Origin of the sequence: Chlamydia felis Fe/C-56, assembly GCF_000009945.1 — a bacterium.
GTDB classification, from domain to species: domain Bacteria; phylum Chlamydiota; class Chlamydiia; order Chlamydiales; family Chlamydiaceae; genus Chlamydia; species Chlamydia felis.
In genome coordinates this window covers 373,415-394,052 of the sequence record NC_007899.1, presented here as the reverse complement: position 1 = coordinate 394,052, position 20,638 = coordinate 373,415, and the positions used below count along the sequence as shown (strand labels likewise).

Here is a 20,638-nt window from a genome sequence, read left to right as displayed (position 1 = left end):
ATACAGCTTATACTTATCTCTTAATCTTGAAAAATGAGTAGTTTGCTTTTTTTTCTTTCTATAAAATTAAAAGTAAATCAAACTCGATTTCACTAAGTAGTTATAATTATCCGTATAGAAAATCTCTCCTTATTTTCTAAATTATAGTGAGATCTATGCCCAACCTACCTGTTCGTATTTCTGGTATTACAGTCAGAAATCTAAAAAATATCTCCATAGAATTCCTGCCCGGAGAGATTGTCTTGCTGACCGGAGTATCAGGATCTGGGAAGTCCTCATTAGCTTTTGACACTGTATACGCAGCAGGAAGAAAACGATATGTATCTACACTACCAGCGTTTTTTGCCACGACATTATCTTCTTTACCTGACCCTACTGTTGAAAATATTCGGGGTTTGTCCCCCACTATTGCTGTTAAGCAAAACCATTTTTCCCATCATGCGCATGCTACTGTAGGAAGTGTGACAGAACTTTCCCAACACCTAGCTTTATTATTCTCTCTAGATGGAGAAGCTAGAGACCCTCATACCCAAAAAGTTCTTCATTTACAAAGTAAGGAAAAAATTCTTTCTACACTTGCAAATATTCCCGACGAAACGCAGATAAGCCTGCTAGCCCCTTTAATAGATAAAAGCCTTACCTCCATTCAAGAATGCGTAAGACAGGGATATACCCAAATCCGTATTGATGGCGTTATCTCTTCAATTTATCCGTATCTTTCCTCTCCTATAAATGAAGAGACCCCCGTGGATATTCTTGTAGACTCCTTCATTAAAAAAGAGAGTAACAATGCTAGAATGAAGGTCAGCCTGTTTTCAGCTCTTAACATAGGCAAGGGGCACTGTTCTATAAATACAGGGACCCATGAGGAAGCTTTTTCTACACAGGTACATATTCCAGAAACACAACAGACCTATACCCCATTAACCCCACAGTTATTTTCTCCCCATAGTTTGGAAGACCGTTGTGTTAGATGCCAAGGAACAGGAGTCTACATCACTATCGTAGATCTTTCTCTCATTCAAAATGATTTATCCATCCGGGAAAATTGTTGCAAACTTGCTGGGAACTGCTCCACATATTTCTATCATGCTCTTTATCAATCTCTAGCAGACACTTTAGGCTTTAGTTTAGATACTCCTTGGAAAGATCTCTCCCCATCAATTCAAAATGCTTTTCTCTATGGTAAAAAACACCTAGTTCTTCCCGTACGACTTTTTGATTCTACATTAGGAAAAAAATCCCTTACATATAAGCTGTGGAGAGGCATTCTTAATGATATTGGTGAAAAAGTACGCTATGCCGCAAAACCTTCCAAACATATCCCGGAGGGAACAACAGCATCCCCATGTCCGGCATGTCAAGGAACGGGACTTGGAGAATATGCCTGTGCAGCTACATGGCAAGGAAAGACTTTTGTTGAATTTCAGAAAATGCCTCTTGATGAGTTTTTCTCTTTTACATCTTCTATAAATACATCCTCAAAATCAGTTCGCGAGGTGCTAGAAGGTCTAAATAATCGCCTTTCCATACTTATTAATTTGGGTCTTTCCTATCTTACTCCGAATAGAACTCTAGCGACGCTCTCTGGAGGAGAGCAAGAGCGTACAGCTCTTGCCAAGCATCTGGGAGCCGAGCTATCTGGTATTACCTATATCCTTGATGAACCTTCTATAGGACTACATCCTCGCGATACGCACAAACTCATTCAGGTAATTCAAAAACTACGTGATCAGGGAAACTCTATTCTTCTCGTTGAGCATGATGATCAAATGATTTCTTTTTGTGATCGCATCATCGATATCGGTCCTCGAGCAGGAATTTTCGGAGGGGAGGTACTATTTAATGGCTCTCCTAAAGAGTTTCTGAATTCTTGCGATTCGCTAACAGCAAAATACCTGCGTCATGAACTTACTATAGAAATTCCTGAAAAGCGTCCTAAAGCAAAAGCCACACTATCTCTATCTCATGCAACCACAAACAACTTAAAAGACGTAACTATTTCTCTACCTTTGGAGAGAATAACAGCCGTAACTGGCGTCTCTGGCTCAGGAAAGTCATCTTTAATTAATGACACGCTAGTTCCTGCCATGGAACGTCTTATTCAAGGAGAACAAGAGCCGAATTTATATATAAATGGGGGGAAGATCGAACGTATCGTGCATATTACCCGAGATTTGCCCGGTCGTTCTCAACGTTCTATTCCTCTCACTTATATTAAAGTTTTTGACGACCTTCGAGAACTATTCGCTCAGCAACCAAAAAGCAAACGATTAGGACTAACAAAGGGACATTTTAGTTTTAATCTTTCTTTAGGCTCATGTACGGAATGCCTGGGTATAGGATCTATAACTCTCGATGATCATAATTCTATTCCTTGTCCTCTTTGTCATGGAAAACGATTCCAATCTCAAGTTTTAGAAGTACACTATCAAGGGAAAAACATTGCTGACATTTTAGATATGACAGCATATGAAGCTGAAAAATTCTTCATGACCACTCCCCATATTCATGAAAAGATACACGCATTATGTTCCCTAGGTCTTGATCATCTTCCTTTAGGAAGACCTCTCTCAAGTTTATCGGGAGGAGAAATTCAAAGGCTAAAACTAACCTATGAGCTGCTTGCGCCTTCTAAAAAACCTAGTCTCTATATTCTTGACGAGCCAACAACAGGCCTTCATACTCACGATATTCACGCTCTTATTCATGTTCTTCTTTCCCTTACGTATCAAGGGCATACTGTAGTAATTATAGAACACAATATGCACATTGTAAAAATTTCCGATCATGTTATTGAGCTTGGTCCTGAAGGAGGAAATCTCGGTGGTTATCTATTAGCCTCATGCTCTCCTGAAGAGCTTATCCTCTTAGATACGCACACAGCGAAGGCTCTACAACCATACTTTAAAAAGACAAAAGCACTCCCTAAATTATCTGAAAAACCGAAAAAAGAGCATTTTCTTAGGGATATTTCTATTCAAGATGCTTATCACAACAATCTGAAACATATTGACATCACATTCCCTCGCAATGCTCTAACAGTAGTTTCGGGGCCTTCAGCTTCGGGAAAGCATTCCCTGGTTTTTAATATCCTTTATGCAGCAGGAAATATTGCTTATGCAGAGCTATTCCCCTATTATGTGCGCCAAGCGCTGATTAAACAAACCCCGCTGCCACAAGTAGAAAGTGTTCGAGGACTATCTCCTGTTATTGCAATAAAAAAAATGGGAATAAGAAAAAATTCCCGAAACTCGCTAGCTTCTGCTTTAGACATTACTAACGGTCTTGAAAAACTCTTCGCTCTTTTAGGGAAACCCCATTGCCCGTTAACAGGAGCTCTTCTTGAAAAAATCACTCCCCAAACCATCGTAGATCAACTATTCCAAGAGCATGAAAATTCTTATGTAACGATAACGTCGCCGATATCTCCTGAAGAAGATCTCATTACGTCCCTTCAAACAAAGCAACAAGAAGGATATCTTAAGCTATTTGCTAATAATGAGTTTTATGATCTGGAAGACCCTCTTCCTGAAATTTTAGAAGACCCCGCTATTGTTATTCAACACACGAAAATATCTAAAAATCATGAATCATCGCTCTTATCATCTCTAACATTAGCTTTCTCATTATCTCCGACAGCACGATTGCACATTCATGATCAAGGGGAAGTCACACACTTACTCGTCTTTACACTAGGTTGGCAAGACTCTTTTGGAAATAGTTATCCAAATATTACCCGCAAACTCTTATCCCGAGATCATATTGAAGGACAATGTCAACAATGTTGTGGATCAGGAAAAATCTTAAAACTTTCTTTGATGGAGCATAAAGATAAAATCTCTAACTACTCTCCTCTGTCTCTTTTTGAGTTATTCTTTCCAGACAGCTCTTCCAAACCCGTTCTTGATCTTATTAAAGAGTTGAATATTCTCCCAAAAACGCGAATTCAAGATCTAGATACCACTACTTTAGAAAAACTATTTCAGGGAACAAAAGCACATGCCGGGCTAGAAAGAATCCTTATGGAACATTGTAACCTCGTTCCTTCCTGTCCTCTTTTGCATCCTCTTATTATCTCCGATACATGTTCTGCATGCTCAGGATGGGGAATTCACACTTATGCGCAACAGGTACGCATAGGGCAAACTTCTCTCATAGATATCTATCTAGAAGATACAACCTTTCTTAAAAACTTCTTAGGGAAGATCCACGACAATCAGGCACAGCCTATCATTCAAGATTTACAAAACCGATTAACTTTTATTAATAAGGTAGGTCTCGGTTATATTACCCTTGGGCAACAACAAGATACCCTTAGTGATGGCGAGCATTACCGTCTGCATCTTGCAAAAAAAATATCTACGAATCTTACAGATATCGTTTATCTTCTTGAGGACCCTTTATCGGGACTACATCCTCAAGATACCCCTACGTTAGTCCAACTTCTTAAAGAACTCGTTACTAACAATAATACCGTGATTGCTACGGATCGTAGCGATGTATTACAGCTTTATGCTGATCATACAGTAAAATTAGGACCGGGATCAGGTCCTCAAGGAGGGTACCTTTCTCCGCACTCACCTATACCTATAGAAGAACTGGAGGAGCATCGTAAAGCTCTCCCTAAAGAAACTCTAGATGTTCGCCTGACGATTCATAATATTTCTAATCTTCATGTACAGGCTCCTATCCATAGTATTGTTGCGATTGCTGGAGTATCAGGATCAGGAAAAACCTCATTGCTAACTGAAGGTTTTCTCAAACGAGCACAAAATCTCATAGATTCTGGTTATAAGCACTTTTCTAATGTGTTATTTTTTGATTCCCATCCTCTACTATCTTCTCAACGCTCTGATATCGGCACATATTTTGATATTACTCCACACTTAAGAAACTTCTACGCATCACTCACACAAGCAAAGGCCTTAAATATTACGGCGAGCATGCTCAGTACAAATACAAAACAGGGGCAATGTTCAGACTGTTTAGGGTTAGGATACCGCCTAATAGATAGAGCCTTCTATGCATTAGAGAAACGCCCTTGTCCCAACTGTTCGGGATACCGCATCCAACCTCTATCTCAAGAAGTCGTTTATGAAGGGAAGCATTTCGGAAAGCTTCTCCAAACTCCTATAGAAGATATCCCAGAGGTCTTTCCTTTTATTCAAAAAATCCAAGCTCCCCTGCAAGCGCTTATACAAGCGGGACTAGGCTATTTACCCCTGGGTCAGAATCTATCTTCCTTATCTCTAGGAGAAAAAATCTCTGTGAAGATTGCTAGATTCCTCTACCTTCCTCCAAAAGAACCCACCCTATTTTTACTAGATGAGATATCTACTTCCCTAGATACAAACAAGAAAACCCAGTTACAACAGCTATTTCGTTCTTTGGTCTCTCAAGGACATTCTATTATCTATATTGATCATGACATACACCTATTAAAACACGCGGATTATATAATCGAGCTCGGACCGGGATCCGGGAAATACGGAGGACAAGTACTCTTTTCAGGGGAACCTAAAAATATAGCTTCCTCTAAAAAGTCCATATTAAAAACTTACATGCAAAGATTATAAAGAGCGCTCTATAGAGAGAAGATCATAAGCAACCGTACAGTTGTCACGTTCTTCATTCATTCCTAAACAATGGAAAAAGATAAACTTCTGCAGAAGTAATTTCCTACGTTCTTGGTAACTCAGTTGATTTTCGCAAATTCCCAGAGGACTGCAAAATCCTCCTATAAGCGCTCTTGGATATAGAGCATCTTCTCTACATCCTGAAAGATGTAAGTAAGATAGGGAGCTATCTTCAACAAGAGCCAACCAACAACCATAAAGAACAAAAGCTGGGCTACGATCATCTAGCCATAAAGATTCTTCATAGTTATTGCACAAAAGGTTATAGACCTTTTTCTCATCCTTCATCCATAAATATGCAAGCACTTCGCAAGGTAAAAGATGCTCATAATATTGCTGAGAAGATACATACTTTTCTATCAAGGTTATCGCACTAAGAATTAGCTCACCACGATGATGAATCAAAGCATCTTTAGCAAACAAATCAAACAAATATAAAATAAGAACAGGATCTAGGATCTCAATATGAGCAAATACTTTTTCTAGAGGCTCATGCAAAGAAATCGCCCGGACCCCAGAAAAGAAATGCTCAAGCTGATGAGGGAGAAATTCTACGATATCCTCCGTGCATGTTGTAGAACAAATGTTCTCACGTACAAGGTCTGAATACATTTCGAGAAATTCGCGATTTCCTAAATCAGCGGCGACATAAAAAACATCGGCTAGAGCACGATAATCTTTTAGATCCCAGTATTTTTGGAATAATCCCGGAAGGAAAGGAGTGAATCCAGACCAATAACTCAACAGCAATTCCATTTTTGACGAACGAAAATCTATAGGGGAAAGGTCCAAATTACAAAACAGAGTATCTTGGATCTTCCCATGTAAATTCTTCACAAAATATTCTTCTTCTGTAGCGTTGATAGATTCTGGAGCAATATGAAGAGCCAGAAGCATAAAGACTAGGGAAAGGCGATGATTACTGTATAAAGTTTCGTGTAGTCGATAAACAATATGATCCCGAATGCGAGAAATTTCCGGGCATTGACAATAACGCTTCAATGCCAGTAACAAACTTTTCACCTCTTCATTATACTCTCCCAATCTCTGATACACCAAAGCTTTTCCAAGATATTCTAGGGGAGCTGCAACACTATTGTGCAAAATCTCAAACTTACCAAGAGCTTGCGTAAATCCCTCAGAATCTCCACTTTCAGAAGCTTTTTCTAATAGAGCAATTCCTATACGAAATTGTGCTTCGTATCCTTCCTTTCGTCCTGGGAAAGACTCTGCAATCCTACGGTAAAATGTAATAGCACGATCGTATAGCTTCTCATTCAGAAAAGCATCGGGAACCGCTAAACAACTTACCTGTAAAGATCCACTACTTTCTAAAACGACAATATTTCCGCAAACATCGGTAACATCTTGGATAATCACCCCAATACGGCCCCCTCGCCCGGGAAGATAATCCATGTGAATCATCCACACCACGTGATCAATAATTAAAGACAAGCGATGATTTTGTTTTTCAAGAGCTATGAAAAACTTCTCTTTATTCTCCTTTATCGGTCGGGAAGTTTTTCGTATCTCCAAGCCATTTTTCACCAGAGATACAGAAAAAACACTGTTTTTAATATGCAGCCAGAAACCGTAACCATGGTAAAAATCTCCGTGATCTACGCCTTCAGAAGGAGGAAGTAAAATTCCAAAACCGTCTTCTAGTCCCTTGCGCAATAATGTGTATTCGAGACGCACTTCGGAAAAACTTTCTATCTTAGAAATTGCTAGACTATACCATAAAGCTGGGGACACTCCCAACATAGGGAAGTATTTAGACAACAAAATAGACTCGCGTAATTTCCAACATTCTGCTTTCTGAGTATGTAAGATTGTCTTAGGAGTCCATTCTGGGCTTCCCTGTAAATGCTGTTCTATATCATCTTTTAACTCCTTTACAGAAGCGTATCTTACTTTAGGATCAGCGGCCAATGCTTTCATTGCTACTTGAGAAAGAAAAGGAGGAATTTCTCGATGGGGAGCAATTTCTTCGGGGGAACTAATCTGATGACGGAAACTTATTTTCTTTCCCTTTTTATTGCGATAGGGGAAAGAAAGCGTTAGCATCTGATAGAGAATCACCCCTAAGGCATAGATGTCTGTGCTCTCTGAAGCAGGAGTTCCTCGCAAACGCTCAGGAGCCATGTAGTCTGGCGTGCCCACGATCTTACCGGGAATGGTCATATTGGAAAACATAGATCCTGTTACAGGGATATCTATATCTAATAGAACCTCTTCCTGCATTTCTTTAGATAGGGCTGCTCCCCAATCTAAAATAACAACCTCACTAAAAAGCCCGAGTAAAATATTGTCGGGCTTAAGATCTCTATGGAGGATCCCTCGAGAATGTACATACTCTACAGTAGAGCAAATCTTATGAAAGATAGAAAGAAAAGTCCCTACGGAAGTTTGCTCAGCAAGATCCTTAGGGAGAGAATCACATTGCCAAACGCTTTTTAACAGGCTCTTAAGAGTGTACCCTTCTATGTAAGGCATTGTGTAGTACACTGGATCGCTGTCACTACAAATTGTGAAAACAGGAACAACTCCAGGGTGAACAAGATCCGCGGCAATTTTCGCTTCTCTAAGAAACCGTTTCTTTAACAACTCATTATCAGAAAGGTCCTCACGAATTCTCTTTAGAGCAACCTTACGCGAGCATACGGGATCGTAGGCCAAATAAACCTCTCCCATTCCCCCTTTACCGATCATTCTGATAATATCGTAACGCTGCAAAAGTGCTTTGTCCTCTAGTTCTAAGAAAACGACGCTAGCTTATCAAGAATACTTTGTAATTCCATACGATTATTTTTTAAAGCTTCTTCTTTAGCACTTACAAGATCTGGATTAGCCTTTGCACGAAAATTCTCACTACCCAATAAGCGCGAGACACTTTCGATGGCCTTCTCTAAACGAATTTTCTCTTTTTCTAGGCGATTTTTTTCTTTAGTAATTTGTTCTATAGGAACAAACACTCCAAGACGAATCCCCTCAACTACACCTAAGCTATATACACGATCTTTAGGCTCTTCCGTCAAATGTTCAACGGAAGATAATCCTCCAAGAGCGCACATCATAGGTACATAAGTATCTACAGAAACTCCTTCAGGGCAAATAACAAATGCTTCTAAAGAAGCTCTAGGATCCAGTTGCATCTCTCCACGAATATTTCTAATTGTATACACCAGCCTTTCTGCAAGAGCAAAAGATGCGTGAAGGTTATCAGGAATAGTAATGCGCATAGCTTGAGGATAAGGAGCCAACACATAAGAATCTGCCCGCAACATATTTAAAGCGTGTGCTGTGATCTCATCGGAGCTCGCATCAACAATAACACCGATAGCTTCTTTCAATTTTAAGAATAAAGTTTCCGTAACAAAAGGAGCTATAGGATGTAAAACCCCCAAAATGTTCACGAGTAAAACAGCTAGCAATTTCTGTTTTGTGAGACGATCTTCATCGTTGCCTTGCTTACCGTATAAGGTAGGCTTGATGATCTCTATATATGTAGAGCAAAAATCATTTCTGAAGAATTCATACGCCATAGTTGTTACCCTATCGAAAGCGTAACTTTGATAGGCAGACTCTAGCTCTTTTAATAATCGATTAAACCCATCAAGAATATAATAATCTTCCAAACCTAAAAGATTCTGATTTATACCATCAGCAAGATCTTTTCCTGTTAGATTGGAAATGTGACCAAAAATAAATCGCGCTCCATTCCAGATCTTATTAGCGAAGTTTTTGTATTCCTCAAATAGACGATAATCAAGATCAATTTGCTCGCCACGATTTGCACATGAACACAGTGCCATGCGCACAGCATCTGCGCCGTATTTATCAATCATCTCTAAGGGATCGATAACATTACCCTTAGACTTTGAAAGCTTTTCCCATTTTGCCGTAACATCCTTCGGGAGAGGTTTGCCCATATCATAAGCATGTTTTTCTTCCCCGGAGATATAAGTCCATTCCCCAAGATTGTTATAACGCTTGTAAGACTTTCCAAAAATCAATCCATGAAGGAAGACATCACTAAAGGGCTTTTCGCCAACCATAGCACTACAAAGCAGCACCATGCGCGTGACCCAGAAAAATAAAATATCATGTCCGGTAATGAGAACCGATGTGGGATAAAACTTCTTTAAATCTTTGGCTTCTACATCAGGCCAACCTAAACATGTTAAAGGCCATAACCCTGAAGAAAACCATGTATCTAATACATCAGGATCTTGATCCCAAGAGTCGGGATCCTGAGCGACCTCTTCTGGAAGACCCTCTCCATCATAGCAGATTATACGATCTTCATCGCTCTTATGATACCATACGGGAATGCGGTGTCCCCACCACAACTGCCTACTAATACACCAGTCACGAAGGTTGTTTACCCAAGAAAGATAATTTCTTGTAAACTCTGGAGGGAAAATCTTTATGGAATCACTGGCGACAAACTCTCTTAGGGAGTCTCTGAAGCTATCTACAGAAACAAACCACTGTTTCGATAAATACGGCTCGATAACAGCTCCTGAACGATAGGACACCCCAACTCTAAGGGTGTAGGGCTCTTTTTTAACAAATAACCCCATAGCATCTAATGCAGTGATAATATCGTCTCGAGCTTTTTCTTTACTTAACCCTGCGAATATTCCTCCATTCTCATTGATTTTTCCAGTAGGGGTAAGGATATTCACTAAAGGTAAATTATGATTTATTCCTGTGCGATAATCGTCTCTATCATGAGCGGGAGTGATCTTTACAGCTCCAGTACCAAATAGAGGATCTACAGACATATCCCCAATAATGGGAATCTCACGATCAACAAAGGGCAGATGTACTTTAGCTCCTAATAAATGGCTATACCGCTCATCATCAGGAGAAATCGCAATAGCCGTATCACCGAGTAATGTTTCAGGACGTGTTGTTGCTACTATAATTTCATCAGAGCTATCTACTACGCGATATCGAATGTAGTAAAGCCAACCGTCTTTTTCTTCGTACTCTACTTCATCATCAGCAAGCGCCGTTTGTAAAACGGGATCCCAGTTAACAAGATAGTATCCCCTATAAATATGTCCCCGATCAAACAGCACCTTAAAAGCTTTTTTCACAGCACGGCTGGCCAAAGGTTCCATAGTGAAACGCAATCGAGACCAATCGCAAGAACATCCTAATTGGCGCAATTGAGAGAGAATTATACCTTCGCTTTTCTCTTTCCATTCCCAAACATATTCTAAGAATTCTTCTCGAGAAAAATCTATACGACGCTTTCCTAAGGAAGAGTATAAGTGTCTTTCCACTACTGTTTGTGTAGCGATACCTGCGTGATCTGTACCGGGAACCCAGCACACCTCAAATCCCGACATACGCTTATAACGAATAAGAACATCCTGAAGGGTGTTCACAAGGGCATGCCCCATGTGTAAAATTCCCGTTACATTCGGTGGGGGCATAATAATAGCATAGGGAGGTTTGTTGCTTGCCGATTGAGCTGTGAACATTCCAGCATCTTCCCAAAAAGCGTACAACTTGTCTTCCAATCCCTTAGGGTCATAAGCCTTAGGAAATACATCCTCTTCCATAATTTTAGATCCAAATCTTTAAATATTTTTAGACGTTGTAATAAAGCTCTCAGGCTTAAGAATCGCCCACAGAAATGACTTCCATCCAGAGATGATGTCGTCTACTGATTATTTCCTTATCCCCGTTAGATAACGAAACCTTATAGGAAATTATGCCCTGGCGTTCGTTAAAATCTTCACCTTTTAGACAGTAAATGCGATAACCTGAAAGCTGACGCACTTCATACGTCAACTTTTCTATTTTCCCATCTCCATAGTACACAGAAAGATGCATAGTCGCAGGAAGCAAATGCCGCATCCGATAAGGCAAACTCCAGGTAACAACCACTTGTTGACCAAACACCTCATGAGCACAGGCTTGCTCTATACCTAGATGCACCGCTGCCGTATAATCATTATCTACAAATTCCGTGAATGAAGACAAAGACGGTTGCGAACATGCTGATAGACATAGTACAGACACCAGAGGGAATAGGACTATGATCAATAAGATTTTAGAATAATAATAACGCAAAAACAAAAGCAAAGAGTGCAAACGATTCAACTATCCCAATAGATGCAAAAGATTTACCATAAATAGCCGAAGAACGCGCATATGCTTGTATAGCGCTTACACAACATTTCCCCTGCATGACAGCAGATATTAATAAAGCAATACCAACAGCCAGCCCCATAGCAATAGCGCCTATAGCACCAACTTTACCATCTTTAATACCATCTCTGAGCAAAAGCATGAAAATCAATCCGTAGATAGACTGCGACGAAGGCATTGCTGACAAACCTATAATCTTTCCATGTCCCTCATCGATTCGGGACATCACAGCATGTGAAGCGACCCCAGCTATACCACAACCAATGGCACTGCCTATCATTGCTAAGCCCATGGCAAAAACAGGACCAACAACCGATAAATCAATCATTATGTACCTCTATATCTCATAATAATACCTCAAGAAAACCTTAGAACCCTCTCCTCGATTGTCTTGCTTATAACTTAATTTTTCCAAAGATCACGGATTCTACCAAACCGTAGAATTATTACCTAAATCTATCCCTAGGAATCCATAACCTTATGGCAAACTACTTTCCTTAAAGGACGCAAGAGCTTTCCTCCGCCATCGAAGCTGTAGTGATACCACTCAATAAAGTTTAATCTCAGGCCATGAATTACCCCTCCCATAATAGAAAGGAGTATGTTCACAGAATGACCGAACAAAATAATAACGAAAGCGATCGCAGGAGAGAAGCGGTTGCTAATCTGCACAATTGTTGTTCCTACCATAGCGCCTGCTAATCCTAATGCATATATTCGCAAATAAGATAAGACATCGGAGAATACCTGTATAATTACTGTAATCTCATCAATACCGCAAAAGCCACGTTGTACTATAGCCCCGGCAACTGCAATGCCGATACCAACAAATACACCATAATAACCGATCACGCCCCCAAAATCGTAGGGAACATGCAATAGATAATGAATCAAGGACACAGATTGTAAATATAAGGGAAGGTAAAGATATGCCCCACACATAAAAATAATCCAGCCCACCCCAGAATATCGCTGACGTATATAACGTAACATTCCTATAGCCATATGAATCACGCCGATAAACAAGGCCAATTCCATCAGGATATTATCTATAAACTTATCATAAACAACAGCACGCGCAACCACATCTCCACTAGATTTCTCGGTCGCCAAGAGAAATTCTTCAGGAGTTTGCTTATCTTTCAATAAAGGATGTTCATTAACTAGCTCTTTATATCCCTTAGGATGCTTATCCAAATAGTATTTTGCTTTTTTCAAAGCCAATATGTGTGTAAGAGAATATTCTCGCAAAGGATTTGAAGGACTTATAGAAATCCCAAAAAAGGAGGTTGTTGCAAATCCCCAACAAATACATCCCACCCCTAAAATGGAAAACATCTTCAAGAAACGCGCCAATGCTTTAGAGATTTTAAGCGTCCGACGGGCTTTAAACGTGATAAATAATGAGGTTGCAAGAAAAACCAGTCCGTACCCCCCATCGTTGACAATCATAGAGAAAAAGAAGAAAAACGAAAGAAATACCCATAATGAAGGATCTTTATCCGAAGAGGATGGTGTATCATAAATATTCACCAAATCTTCTCCGATACGCCCTAACCCATGATTTTCTAAATATGTGGGGACAATCTCATCAGAATCCGGAGCAACCTTATGCAGAAAAACATCAAATTGATCGCAAAGTTTCTTTAATTCTTGCACACGATCAGAAATTACCCATCCTGAAACAGAAAATAGCTTGCCATCTAAGATCTCTTCTACACTATCTTCGGCTTGTTTTAATCGTTGCTCGTTATCGTAATCACATAACCCTTCAAGAACATCTTGGCGATAAGCATAAAGCTCACAAATCCTAGACTTCTTATGATGGATATCCCGAAGCAAAAAGGATTCCTTAGCCTGTAATTCATTAACAGATTGTGGAGCATCAATTTCTGTAAAATGATCTTTGGATAATCCTACCACTCCAACAACTGCATAATAATCATAATTATAAGCTGTGGATAAGTAGAAAACATTAGATTGAGCAACTTCTACATCTTGTCCATCAATATGTTTCCGATAGAAAAATCTTATCGTTAACCCAGTTTTCCTAGTGAAATCATCAATGTCACTAGAGGAAAACTTTCCCAAAGGCTTCACTCTAAGAATCTCTTTTCTTAAGGCCTTTATTGCCTCTGTTAAAGAGCGAATCTCTTGGTGTAGGGAAAATACTTCATCTAATATCTGCTCAACAGTTAAATCCTCAGATTTTGACAATGCTAAATCGGCAGACGGGTATTCTCTATTCAAGCAATTTAAAATTTTCAAACATTCAGAAAAACGGCGTAATTTTTCTGAGTTAGAAAATCTCTTATCAGAAATAAACTCGACAACACCAAGTTCCCTACAAGCAGTAAAAAATTCTGATCGATTTCTTCCAATGAAGAGATACTTATCTACATTTACGCGCATTCGGATTCCTCCTTACGCTGCTGTATCTTTTTCTTAGCCATCTTTACTTGGCCGACATCCGTGATGCTACGATCACTTAAGAAAATAGCGATTTTCTTAATCATCCGAGTAGTCTCAGGAATGAGTTTTTTCTCAAAAAGATTCACGCGAATCGAAACGTTTCTTAATTCTTCTTCTAGGATCCTTTGCTTTTCTCTAGCCACTTCAGAGCGCACTTTATTAATGACAAACTCTCGAGAATACGCGACGAGCGTATCAATCCATATAGGAGTATCTAAAACAGAATAGGAAGATTCTGATAAAACAATATTCTTTACTACAGGGACTTCTACTCCTGTAATGTTCTCATAGCCTTTTTCAACCTTTTCTATCTTAAAGCTATTTGCAATAGCATCCACATAGAGAGGAATACTGAAGAGCTCAGCAAACGCATAAATACTCTCTCTAGCCTCCTCATATGCCTGTATACTTGCACTAGATTCTCGAACAGCATTAGCAACTTCTACCTGCAATAACGCCATTTTTAATTTTAACGTCGGCAAATAAGTTTCTAGACGCGCAAGCTTTATCTTTTCTAAACGGTAGGCATTTTTTGTTAGCTTTATCTGTGAAGACATGACTTCGGCCAATACTTATTGATCAATTGTTCCTTTATTCCTACTTCTTCAGAATGGAAACTTTGAGCAAGAATTTTCCAACCAATATCCAAAGCTTCTTCTAAAGGAATATTTACTTCTAAACTCATTAATCGTGTTTCGAAAAGCTCTGCAAATGCTAATAACTTTTTATCCCAATTTGACAACTTAAAACCCATAGCCATTCTTTCTGCAGCTTTTCTAGAATCCGCATAAAGCCGTATCAATGAGTTTGCTAAATCCCCATGATCTTCTCTAGTTACTTTACCAATGACCAATTGTTTCAAACGAGACAAGGAACCGAATGGATCAATACGATTATTTTTAAGGTAGAACTGACCTTCTGTAATAAATCCTGTGTTATCAGGGACGGGATGAGTAATATCATCTCCAGGCATTGTGGTAACACTAATTAAAGTAATCGATCCACCCTTTGCAATATCCACAGCTTTTTCATAACGCAAAGCAAGATCGGAATACAGAGATCCTGGGTAACCACGGTTTGCAGGAATTTGATCCATGGTAATCGCAATTTCTTTTAAAGCATCTGCAAATGCCGTCATATCTGTAAGTAGGACCAAAACATTCTTATTGTGATCTACGGCAAATTTTTCAGCACATGCTAAAGCCATATCAGGAATCAACACACATTCGACAGGTGCATCAACAGCTTTGTGAATAAACATTACGCATTTATCAGAGAATCCTAACCTTTTAGACTCTTCAACGAAAAAGCTGTAATCGACAAAAGTCAATCCCATACCACCGATAATTACAATATCGGCATCTGTTTGTGCTGCTATACGCATCAATAAGGCGTTATGATTCTCTCCTGAAGAAGAGAAAATAGGGATCTTTTGAGATTTCACCAAACAATTGAACATATCAATCATTGGGATATTGGTTCTCACCATATCTCTAGGCACAATACGGCAAACAGGATTGAATGTTGGTGTGGAAATTGCGATCGGATCACCGAAACATTCTCCCTCACCATCAATAGGTTTACCAATACCACTTAACCTTCTACCTATTAGAGATTCCCCGTAAGTAACCTCCATAGCACGTCCTAGAAATATAACCCGATCTCCTGTGGACAACCCTGAAGTTCCACCAAAGACTTGCAGAGTGACTTTTTTAGCATCAAAACGCAAAACAGAAGCATAAGAAGACCTTCCGTCTACTCTTTCTATCTCTGCCAATTCTCCTAGACGCGCTCCCTCAGCTTCTACGGTTATTAAGTTTCCTTTGATGTCGGTAATTTTTGTATATATTGTCTGCATAACCTTTACGCTGTTTATATCTTCTTCGTCTCTATCAACCTAAGAACCACTTCCATCCCTTCCTTGTATTCATCAGAAAGAAACTTTCGGCCATTTAAGGTTTTGATTTTACTTTGCAATTCAAGAAAGAAACTTCTCGCATTATCGGGACAATCGAAGCTAAATTTCGCGTCAAAAATTCGACGCATTAATGAAAACAACTCAATTTGCCGATCAAAAGGACAATAACAATCCACAGCATCGAAAGCATTTTGTTGAAGATAACAGAAGTCATATAACTCTGCTTTGAGATAAATCTCCATGTCTTCCATAGAGATACCCTCTTCTCCAACAACTTCCATGCGTTTACCAATCTCAGATCCTTCACGGAGGAAATGATTGGCTTTTTTTACAGATTCTCCCCATCCATGAACCTTATTTTCTAAGATCTCTCCAACTTGATCTAAATACTTCGACCAAGAGATCATAGGATCAATGGAGGGATAACGTCTAGCGTCAGCACGAGCCTTAGAAAGACCGCAAAATGCTCCCACTACGGATAGAGTCGCTTGCGTTACAGGCTCTTCAAAATTTCCTCCAGCAGGAGATACAGCACCGCATATTGTTAAAGAACCTTCCGAACCATCTTTCATACGTACAGCACCGCCACGTTCATAGAAAGCAGCTATTCTTGATGCTAAATAAGCTGGAAAAGCTTCTTCTCCTGGAATTTCTTCTAATCTTCCTGAAATCTCCCTTAAAGCTTGAGCCCATCGCGATGTTGAATCTGCTAGCAAAAGTATATGCAGACCCATTTGTCTATAATATTCTGCGATAGTAATGCCTAGGTAAATCGAAGACTCTCTAGCAGCTACGGGCATAGAGGATGTATTACAAATAATGCAAGTTCTATGCATTAAAGATTTTCCAGTATGAGGGTCTGTAAGATGTGGGAACTCTTGCAAAACCTCTACAACTTCACCGGCACGCTCTCCACAAGCACAAAGAATAACAATATCCACAGAGGAATACTTAGATAGGTGATGTTGTAACACTGTTTTCCCCGCGCCAAAAGGACCAGGAGTGCAGAAGGTTCCTCCTTTCAATACAGGAATGTGCGTATCCAAAATTCGCACACCTACATCCATAATTTCATGACTAGGAACTTTATCCCCTTGGATAAAAGCCTGCTTAATTGGCCACTTCTGAACCATAGTAAAGCTATACTCTTTACCATCTGCATCACGAGCTTTAGCTATTACTGTATCAACGCCGTACTCACCTTCAGAGATCACCCAAGTGATCGTTACTTCTTTAAAACAAGAAAACGGAACCATAATTTTATGATTAAAGTTCCCTTCTTTAACAACCCCTAAAGCATCTCCACGGACAAGCACATCTCCAACCACGGCTGTTGGCGTGTATTCCCATAATGTTTTCCTACAAAGAGCATTGACATACTCTCCTCTTTTCAAGAAAAAACTACTTTCAGCCAACACTTGTAGACGGTTTTGTAACCCATCAAAAATCCCTTGCAATAATCCTGGGCCCAATTCAGCTTCCAACAAGTGTCCCGAGAAAGTCACCAACGCACCTCGACAAACATCTTGAGTATCTTCAAAAACCTGAATTTTGACCTCTTGACCAACAACCTCAATAACTTCCGACTTTAACCATGTGTCATCAACGCTCACATAAGCAACTTCCCCCTGACGTACGTGTCCATCAAAACGTACACGCAATAAATTACCATAGGCCTCTACAACATATCCCTGAGTCGTTTGTCCCGAAGTTACTACCATGTGATCGCCTTTTCCATAGAATTAATAATGTTTCTTCCTTTATCTAAATTCACCATGCCATTGCGAATAGCAAATAAATATGCTGCAACCTTCGCTAAAATTGCATTTGCATCAAAATATTTATCACGACCCATTTCCTCTATCTTATGAAATTCATATAGAGACAAGGTACGATTCAGTGTATGGGGCAAACGCCCATAATCTTGTAATACATCACTTAAATCCGAAAATTCCCCCGGAAGCTCATAATTAGGGGCATCTTTTTGCATCAAAACTTGAAGCACGACTGGATCGGAACTATCTTCATCTCTTAATACATAAGAAACATCAAGTTTCATAACTCGAGCACGAAAACCTGCTAAAATCACTCGTAAATTTTGCTTAAAGGTAAAATATGCGCGCAGGAACTCGGACGAACTATTTTGGTAGTGTGCTAGGAATCCCCTAACTAGCGAAGAAAAGTTACCGCTACGTTCTTCAGGAGTCTTATATTGCCATAGGAAATCCTTAAAGAAATCTTCAAACTCGCAGTCATCCGACCACTGTTGAAGATTGACCATATTCCCAACATTCTCTTGCGTCACTGTGCCATAAGAATGTGGTAGGGGCTTCCCTGCCCAAAAAAACGCAAAATTCTCAAAATCAAAGAAACGTTTTAGAATAATGTAATGACCCAGATCTTCATCAGATAAATTTAGATGTAAAAGATCATCAAGAGTATCAAAAGAATAAGCGGGGGGCAACTCAGGAAGCTGAGGAAGAAAAAACGACGACAAAAAGTAATATTGAGTCATGGCAATAACTCTAAAATTAGTTAGGTCTCCGTATTTGAGAAAAAACCCTAGGAGCCCTGAAATATCATTTCACGAAAATCTTTTTGCAAATAGCGCATTAAAAGATCAAGCAAGGTATCCGAACTAAGATCTAGCACCCAGTTCTTATCTTCTACTTTTAATTGAACACCGCCGACAAATGAGCCGACAGCCACCCCTTTACCCCTAAGTTTTGCTAATATGGTCTTCCCTAGGAATTCATTAACAGTCCTTGTCGCTACATGTTTACCGATATAAGCTGTAAGATCACCGGAAATGCCTTTGTCTTCTATAGCCTGTATCAATGCTGCAACAAGTTTTGCAGACACCTCGGGATCAGCCAGAGCATTGTCTAGCCATTCAGCCAAGGATTCTTTGAACACCTTATTTTCTACGGCTTGTTTTAAACTTTCTAGGGAACGCTTTCCCGCTTGAGCTAAAGCAGACTCTCCCTGTCTTAGCTTAAAGTCAGCTTCTTCTTTAGCTGAAGCAATAATCTGAGCAGCTCGCTCTTGAGCTTCATCAATAATCCTTTTTGCCTGTTCTTTTGCATTACGCACAATTGCGTCTGCTTCATCTTCAGCAGGCTTTAAAGTTTCTATTCGTAGAGCGTCGCAGATTTGCTTTAATTTGTCTTCTGCACCAAGATCAGCCATATCATTGCTACCATGAGAAAACAGAGTTTATCTTAAATTTTTTTTCGATTATAATCCAACTAACCCAACAGATTACAGCATTAGATCATTTAAATAAAATTAAATTAAAGATTTCCATGAAACTTCATGCTCTTGTTTCTTTTCTGTTTACTAGTTTGTCTCTTACAATAAGCGCAAGCCCTCAAACACAAAGACCACCACAAAGCAACTCAAAACAATCCCTCAGACGCCCCTCAAGCGTTTCTCAAAGAAGAGCATTAAAAAGATCTCAATCTGTTATTTCCGTTGCAAAAAGAGCAAATAAAGGTAGAAGAACAACGCAACAACCAATGGCAAAACCATTAATTTCTTGGGTTTCTTATTCTGGAGATGAATACTCTATTCGCATTCCCAGCAACTGGCAGTGCATCAATGATAAAACACAACTTCCTGAAAAACTTGATGTCGTATTTATTGGCCAAGGAACAGGTGCTCTCACACCTACAATCAATATAGCTCAAGAAATTACGTCAAAAAACCAATCTGAATATATTGAGGAGGTACTTGCATATCATAAAGCTAACGATATGACATTAGAATCCTCTGTATTCACCCATATTCAATCTCCTAACGGAGAATTTACTATTATTAAAACAGAAAAAAATTCTTCCTGGGGGAAGGTTTTTTGCTTACAAGGTATTGCTGTTATCAACCACAAGGCCTATATTTTTACAAGCACAGCAACTTTGGATGATTACCCTAATGTGTCCTTAATTTTCTTAAAAACAGTTTCTTCCTTTAAGCTTTCTGCAAAAGAGGCAACTTCTGGCGATGCCATCCTCGAAGAAGCCTTAAAAGCTCTTCAAACAGGCATAGAATAGATTTTTAAACCAACGACTCGTTCTCTTTATGTAAGATTTCTCTCTTAAGAGCATCGAAAATAAAGCGAATGGCTATCTTTTTCCCTTCAACAGTTAAATTAAATACGACAGGAAATCTAGAAAAAAGCAACTGAAAAGGAATTTCCACGGCGCTATCTTGTACAGATACGGAAACGGCAGCATTTCCTAGTATAGGAGATGCTTCATAAATTCTTAGGCACAATGCCGCAAATTGACGAATAGAATTGCGCATCGAAGAGTCGAAAGCATACGTAGAGGAACAACAACTACAAGAAAGAACTTCCTCCAAGCTAAATATAGAAAAAGAAACTTCTCCTTCGCAACAGCACGGACAGGAAAAAACAAGTAACGAGTTATGGTTCATCTTA

Annotated in this window: 13 protein-coding genes; 2 read left to right on the top strand and 11 right to left on the bottom strand. The window is 39.4% G+C overall.

The annotated features are described in order from the left end of the window. The first annotated feature begins 155 nt into the window (after nucleotides 1-155). A complete protein-coding gene (gene uvrA, locus CF_RS01695; RefSeq protein WP_011457887.1) occupies nucleotides 156-5,579 on the top strand; it encodes an excinuclease ABC subunit UvrA in 5,424 nt (1,807 codons plus the stop codon). Here the strand turns inward: uvrA and pknD are convergent. From pknD to CF_RS01645, 10 genes are all read right to left on the bottom strand, one after another. After that, the gene (gene pknD, locus CF_RS01690; protein ID WP_011457886.1) at nucleotides 5,574-8,375 is read right to left on the bottom strand and encodes a serine/threonine-protein kinase PknD; all 2,802 of its coding nucleotides are present in this window, start codon (nucleotides 8,373-8,375) and stop codon (nucleotides 5,574-5,576) included. The genes uvrA and pknD overlap by 6 nt on opposite strands. Before the next feature lie 20 nt (nucleotides 8,376-8,395). Next, nucleotides 8,396-11,218 carry a valine--tRNA ligase gene (locus CF_RS01685; protein ID WP_011457885.1) on the bottom strand — a complete coding sequence of 941 codons (2,823 nt, stop codon included), beginning with the start codon at nucleotides 11,216-11,218 and terminating at the stop codon, nucleotides 8,396-8,398. A gap of 55 nt (nucleotides 11,219-11,273) precedes the next feature. Next, nucleotides 11,274-11,753, bottom strand: a complete 480-nt coding sequence (locus CF_RS01680; protein ID WP_041467941.1) for a hypothetical protein — start codon at nucleotides 11,751-11,753, stop codon at nucleotides 11,274-11,276. Then, nucleotides 11,713-12,138 (bottom strand): ATP synthase subunit C, encoded by a 426-nt coding sequence (locus CF_RS01675; RefSeq protein WP_011457883.1) that lies wholly within the window; start codon nucleotides 12,136-12,138, stop codon nucleotides 11,713-11,715. Before CF_RS01675 ends, CF_RS01680 begins: the two co-directional genes overlap by 41 nt. 134 nt (nucleotides 12,139-12,272) lie before the next feature. Then, nucleotides 12,273-14,222 carry a V-type ATP synthase subunit I gene (locus CF_RS01670; RefSeq protein WP_011457882.1) on the bottom strand — a complete coding sequence of 650 codons (1,950 nt, stop codon included), beginning with the start codon at nucleotides 14,220-14,222 and terminating at the stop codon, nucleotides 12,273-12,275. Further along, nucleotides 14,213-14,839: a V-type ATP synthase subunit D gene (locus CF_RS01665; protein ID WP_011457881.1), complete on the bottom strand. Its 627-nt coding sequence runs from the start codon at nucleotides 14,837-14,839 to the stop codon at nucleotides 14,213-14,215. Before CF_RS01665 ends, CF_RS01670 begins: the two co-directional genes overlap by 10 nt. Then, nucleotides 14,824-16,140: a V-type ATP synthase subunit B gene (locus CF_RS01660; RefSeq protein WP_011457880.1), complete on the bottom strand. Its 1,317-nt coding sequence runs from the start codon at nucleotides 16,138-16,140 to the stop codon at nucleotides 14,824-14,826. Before CF_RS01660 ends, CF_RS01665 begins: the two co-directional genes overlap by 16 nt. A gap of 14 nt (nucleotides 16,141-16,154) precedes the next feature. Further along, complete coding sequence (locus CF_RS01655) at nucleotides 16,155-17,921, bottom strand: V-type ATP synthase subunit A (protein ID WP_011457879.1); 1,767 nt, start codon at nucleotides 17,919-17,921, stop codon at nucleotides 16,155-16,157. Continuing rightward, nucleotides 17,915-18,715: a DUF2764 family protein gene (locus CF_RS01650; RefSeq protein ID WP_011457878.1), complete on the bottom strand. Its 801-nt coding sequence runs from the start codon at nucleotides 18,713-18,715 to the stop codon at nucleotides 17,915-17,917. The genes CF_RS01655 and CF_RS01650 overlap by 7 nt, the downstream gene beginning before the upstream one ends. 47 nt (nucleotides 18,716-18,762) lie before the next feature. After that, nucleotides 18,763-19,389: a V-type ATP synthase subunit E gene (locus tag CF_RS01645; protein ID WP_011457877.1), complete on the bottom strand. Its 627-nt coding sequence runs from the start codon at nucleotides 19,387-19,389 to the stop codon at nucleotides 18,763-18,765. 116 nt (nucleotides 19,390-19,505) lie between these two features. Here CF_RS01645 and CF_RS01640 point away from each other — a divergent pair, with 116 nt between their 5' ends. After that, nucleotides 19,506-20,249 (top strand): hypothetical protein, encoded by a 744-nt coding sequence (locus CF_RS01640; RefSeq protein WP_011457876.1) that lies wholly within the window; start codon nucleotides 19,506-19,508, stop codon nucleotides 20,247-20,249. A gap of 4 nt (nucleotides 20,250-20,253) precedes the next feature. On the opposite strand, the gene CF_RS01635 is transcribed toward CF_RS01640, so the two are convergent. Next, nucleotides 20,254-20,634: a hypothetical protein gene (locus CF_RS01635; protein ID WP_041468071.1), complete on the bottom strand. Its 381-nt coding sequence runs from the start codon at nucleotides 20,632-20,634 to the stop codon at nucleotides 20,254-20,256. Between the last annotated feature and the right edge of the window lie 4 nt (nucleotides 20,635-20,638).